General features: G+C 64.0%; 5 protein-coding genes. All 5 read left to right on the plus strand.

Annotated features, from left to right (window positions below; all coding sequences use genetic code 11):
* The coding region (locus tag M1B35_RS31660; protein ID WP_268264048.1) for a phage tail tape measure protein at nt 1–1,886 on the plus strand (1,886 nt) is incomplete at its 5' end.
* Nucleotides 1,883–2,200: a DUF2590 family protein gene (locus M1B35_RS31665; protein WP_268264043.1), complete on the plus strand. Its 318-nt coding sequence runs from the start codon at nt 1,883–1,885 to the stop codon at nt 2,198–2,200. The genes M1B35_RS31660 and M1B35_RS31665, both read left to right, overlap by 4 nt.
* A complete protein-coding gene (locus M1B35_RS31670) occupies nt 2,197–3,372 on the plus strand; it encodes a baseplate J/gp47 family protein (RefSeq protein WP_268264049.1) in 1,176 nt (391 codons plus the stop codon). The genes M1B35_RS31665 and M1B35_RS31670 overlap by 4 nt, the downstream gene beginning before the upstream one ends.
* Nucleotides 3,365–3,889: a phage tail protein gene (locus M1B35_RS31675; RefSeq protein ID WP_268264045.1), complete on the plus strand. Its 525-nt coding sequence runs from the start codon at nt 3,365–3,367 to the stop codon at nt 3,887–3,889. Before M1B35_RS31670 ends, M1B35_RS31675 begins: the two co-directional genes overlap by 8 nt.
* Before the next feature lie 8 nt (nt 3,890–3,897).
* The coding region (locus M1B35_RS31680) for a phage tail-collar fiber domain-containing protein (RefSeq protein WP_268264050.1) at nt 3,898–4,594 on the plus strand (697 nt) is incomplete at its 3' end.

Consider the following 4,594-nt stretch of genomic DNA (forward strand, 5'->3'; position numbering starts at 1 on the left):
CCGAGCAAAGCGAAAAGAACATCAAGACCATGGGCATGGGCCTGGGCGGCGTCACGGGCGCCTTTGTCGGCATCAACCAGTCACTGGCCCCCGCCCTGGAGATGAACCGCGCCCTGGGCGAGGTGAAGTCCCTGGGCGTGGCCGAGGACGCGCTGACCGCGCTGAATCAAAAGGCGCTTGAGTTCTCCATGACCTACGGCGAAAGCGCCCGGGACTTTGTGGCCTCGGCGTACAGCATGGAAGGCGCCATCAAGGGCCTGACCGGCACCCAACTGGCCACCTTTACCAACTCCAGCAACCTGCTGGCCAAGGCCACCAAGTCCGACGCCGAAACGACCAGCGCCTACATGGGCACCATGTACAACCTGTTCAAGGGCCAGGCTGACGCCATGGGCAAGGGTGAATGGGTCGAGAAGCTGACCGGCCAAACCGCCCTGGCGGTGAAGCTGTTCCGCACCGACGGTGCTCAACTCAAGGACGCGTTCAAGGAAGTGGGAGCCATCGCCACCGCCAGCGGCGTGGGCATTGCCGAGCAGTTCGCGGTGATCGGCTCGCTGAGCAGCACCATGGAAGGCGGCGACGCCGGCGGGCGCTACAAAGCGTTCTTTGAAAACCTCGGCGCCGCTTCGCAGAAGATGGGGATGAAGTTCACCGACAGCCAGGGCAAGGCTCTGCCAATACTCGACATCATGGCGAAGCTGGAAGGCAAGCTGGGCGACCTTACCAGTGCTTCGGCCAGTGCCAAGCTGATGGAGGCGTTTGGCGGCGAAGGTGCCCAGGTGATCGGCGCCCTGGCCAAGGACAGCGACCGCCTGCGCAACAGCATGGACAAGCTCGGCAAAGTCCGCGGGCTTGAGGAAGCCAAGAACATGGCTGACGCCATGGTCGACCCATGGCAGCAGTTCGGCGCCGCTGTCGAGGCGCTGCGCATTGTCTTCGGCCAGGTGCTGCTGCCGATCCTGACCCCGGTGATGGCAAAGCTCAGTGCAATCGCCAGCACCCTGACCCGCTGGACCCAGTTGTTCCCGAACATCGCACGGGTGATCGGCATCGTAACGCTGACCATCCTGGGCATCATCGCTGCCATGTCGCTGCTGACGTTGACCGTCGGCGCTTGCCGCATGGCCTGGCTGGCCATGGTGACAATCTGGAAAGTGGTCCAACTGCTGAACCTGCGCACCATAGGTGGCTTCCTCCTGCAGGTGGCAGTCATCGCATTGTATGTGGCCGGCCTGCTGGTCCTTTACACGACCATGGCAGTGATTCGCGGCGCCATGATGCTGTGGCAGGGCGTGATCTGGCTGGTCAACGCCGCGCTGCTGGCCAACCCGGTGGTGCTGATCGTCCTGGGGGTTCTGGCCCTGGTCGCGGCCGTGATTGCGGCCGTCGTCTACTGGGACGAGTGGACCGCCGCGCTGCTCAACAGCGAGGCCTTCAAGTGGGTCAGCGATCAACTGCAGGCGCTGTCGGACTGGTTCAACTCCATGGGCGGTTGGTCCGGCATGGCGAAGGCGGCTTGGGACGGGATCGTCGGCGTCTTCTACAAGGCGATCAACAGCCTGATCGAGATGATTAACGCCATCCCCGGCGTGAACATCGAGGCCCGCCTGGGCGACATGCCGACCATCCCCGGCGCCGAGCAGGCGGTGAACGCTGCAGACATGGCCAGCGCCTCACAAAAAGCCCAGCAGACCATCAACGCGGCTATTCCAAGCCTTGCGCCGGCACGCCCCAACGCGGTGCCGCCTGGCGGTCTGCTGACCAGCATTCAGAACAACAGCAGCCAGAACAAAGGCACACACGTGGAGAACATGACGATCAACAACAGCAAGCCCATGAGTCCGCTGGAGCTGGAGAACATGGTGAGCATGGCGGCAGGCGGATGAGCGAATACATAGACCTTTGGATCGTCGACAACGACCTGGTGTTGGATCCGTCACGACAGCCGCTGCTGATCGAGGACCGGGCCAGCATCGCCCAGGACATTGCCCACATGATCCGCGACAGCGGCCTGCTGGTGACCCTCGTCGCCGAGCGGGACCGCCTCAAGCAGCGCGACTGCATCCAGCAACTGGAGCTGCTTGTGGAGGCCGACGAACGCCTGGTGCCCGGGACCGCGCTAATCACTCAGCTGCAGCCCGGGCAGTACCTGGTCACGGCCACAACCCTGAAGTTCGGTGACGTAGAGGTGACCCTTTGAGCGACGTAGATTTTAAGCAGGCGCTGACCGATGCCGGCATTCCGACCACCGAGGCCGGCCTGCGCCAGGCCTGGGAAGCCGAGGTAGCGGCCCAGGGCAGCAAACTGAGCAACACCAGTGCCTATTCGCCGTTCTGGCGGGTGGTCACCGCCCTGGTGACCAAACCGGTGATGTGGATCCTCGACTTTTTTGTCGGCACCGTGCTGCCTAACTTTTTCGTCAAGACCGCCAAAGACGCCTGGCTGGACATGCTGGCCTGGGCGGTGAACGTCGAGCGCAAGGGTGCGACCAAAGCCCAGGGCGTGCTGCTGTTCACCCGCACGGCCGCCGGCGGCGCCCTGGTAGTCCCGGCCGGGACGGTGATCCAGTCGGCCGCGATCAATGGCCACGTTTACCAACTGGTCACCACCGTGGCCGGCGCGTTCACCGATGGGCTGATGCAGTTGGAGATCCCGGTGGAAGCCGTCGACACCGGCTCAGGCTACAACCTGGCGCCCGGGTATTACGCGATTCTGCCAGTCCCGGTACCGGGCATTGCCCAGGTGGTGAACAACGACGGCTGGCTGAGCACACCAGGTGCAGATCCTGAGCCCAACGACGAGCTGCGCCTGCGGGTGCGCAACCAGTTCTCGGCGGTCAACCAGTGGCACACCGACGCGGTCTATCGGGCGATGATCTCGGCCTTTCCGGGCGTCCGTCCCGATGGCGTGTACTTCGAGCACGGCGCCCCACGTGGCCCGGGCAGCGCCAATGCCTTTGTGCTGTTCGATGCCGGCGTGCCGGCGGACACCTTCCTGGAAGAGATCAACGCCCATATCCGCGACCAGGGCAACCATGGCCACGGCGATGACCTCCTGGTGATGGTGATGCCGGAAACCTTCCACGCGCTGCAGGTGGAGATCTGGCCGCGCTCAACCCTCACGGCCGAGCAGCGGCAAAAGCTCCAGGACGACGCCGAGCAGTTCATTCGGGCCGCATTCCGCGAGAGCAGTGCCAGCGACTACCAGCCGACGCTGACCTACCCGCAATCGCGGTTTTCTTTCAGCCGCCTGGGGGAAGAGCTGCACCAGCAGTTCGCCGGCATCGAGTCGCTGCACTTCGCCACCGACGACATTCTGGCCGAACTGAACATCCCCCGGATCCAGAGCCTGCAGGTGGTCCTGCATGATTAAGCTCAATCTGAAGTTCTGGCTGGCCGGCACCGAGTTGACCAAGCTCAAGCAGGCAGCCCAGGCCTGGTGGGAAAAGGTCGAGGACTGGTTGCGCTGGCCGCTGCTGCAGCTGGACGCCGACACCTGTCACCTGGTCGTGCTCGATCTGCTGGCTTGGCAGCGGGACATCACCCGCTTCAAGGGTGAACCCGAGGGCCTTTACCGACTGCGGGTCAAACACGCCTTTATCAACGCCGTGGACGCCGGCAGCACCGCCGGCATGAAACGCATCCTGGAACGCTTGGGCGTGGGCTACGTCGAGATCGAGGAGCGCCAACCCGATCGAGACTGGGACGTCGTGCTGCTGCGTTTCTCCGACTCCCAACTGTCGCAGAACCCCGAGCTGCTGCGCGTGCTGATTCAGCAATACGGCCGCACCTGCAGGCGCTACGACTTCTCGACCATCACCCCCGTGCGCCTGTCCGCCGCCATCGTTCACTTTCACGACGACCAGCAAACCCTCGTCGCCAGCCTGTAGGAGCCCCCATGGGAGCCAGCATTACCCTTGCAGGTGAAAACCTGATCGCCCAGAAACAAGCCGCACACGCCGGGCTGAAAGTGGCCCGGTTCATCTTTGCCAACGTGCCCGGGTTGGACCCGAGCGGACCAGTGGATCGCGCTGCGGCCAAGCCTGCCGCCGCGCAGATCGTGTACACACAGCCGATCGGTGACGACCAGGCCGGCTACGTGAACCCTAACCAAGTGGTCTACAGCGCCAAGATCGGTTCGGACACCGGCGACTGGGACTTCAACTGGATTGGCCTGGAGACGGCCGAAGGCGTGTTGTTCGCGGTTGCCCATGTGCCGCTGCAGCAGAAGCGCCGCAACATCCCGCCGCTGCAGATCGGCAACAACCTGACCCGCAACTTCCTGGTGGTGTTCGACGGCGCCCAGGCGCTGACCGGCATCACCATCGACGCCAGCACCTGGCAGCACGACTTCACCGTGCGCCTGGCGGGCATCGATGAGCGCGAGCGCCGTAGCAACCGCGACGTGTTCGGCCGGGCCTGTTTCTTTGGCAGTTCGCTGCAGGTGGAAAAGGTCGGTGGCGTGTACCAGGTCAAACCCGGCACCGCCTACGTGGAGGGCATCCGCATCGAGCGCACGGCGGCCTTGGACATTGTGCCGCCGGCATTCCCCACCACCGCCTGGCTGGACGTATCCCTGCAGCGTGAGCTGAGCG

The sequence above is a fragment of the Pseudomonas morbosilactucae genome, from assembly GCF_023241665.1.
GTDB classification, from domain to species: Bacteria; Pseudomonadota; Gammaproteobacteria; order Pseudomonadales; family Pseudomonadaceae; genus Aquipseudomonas; species Aquipseudomonas morbosilactucae.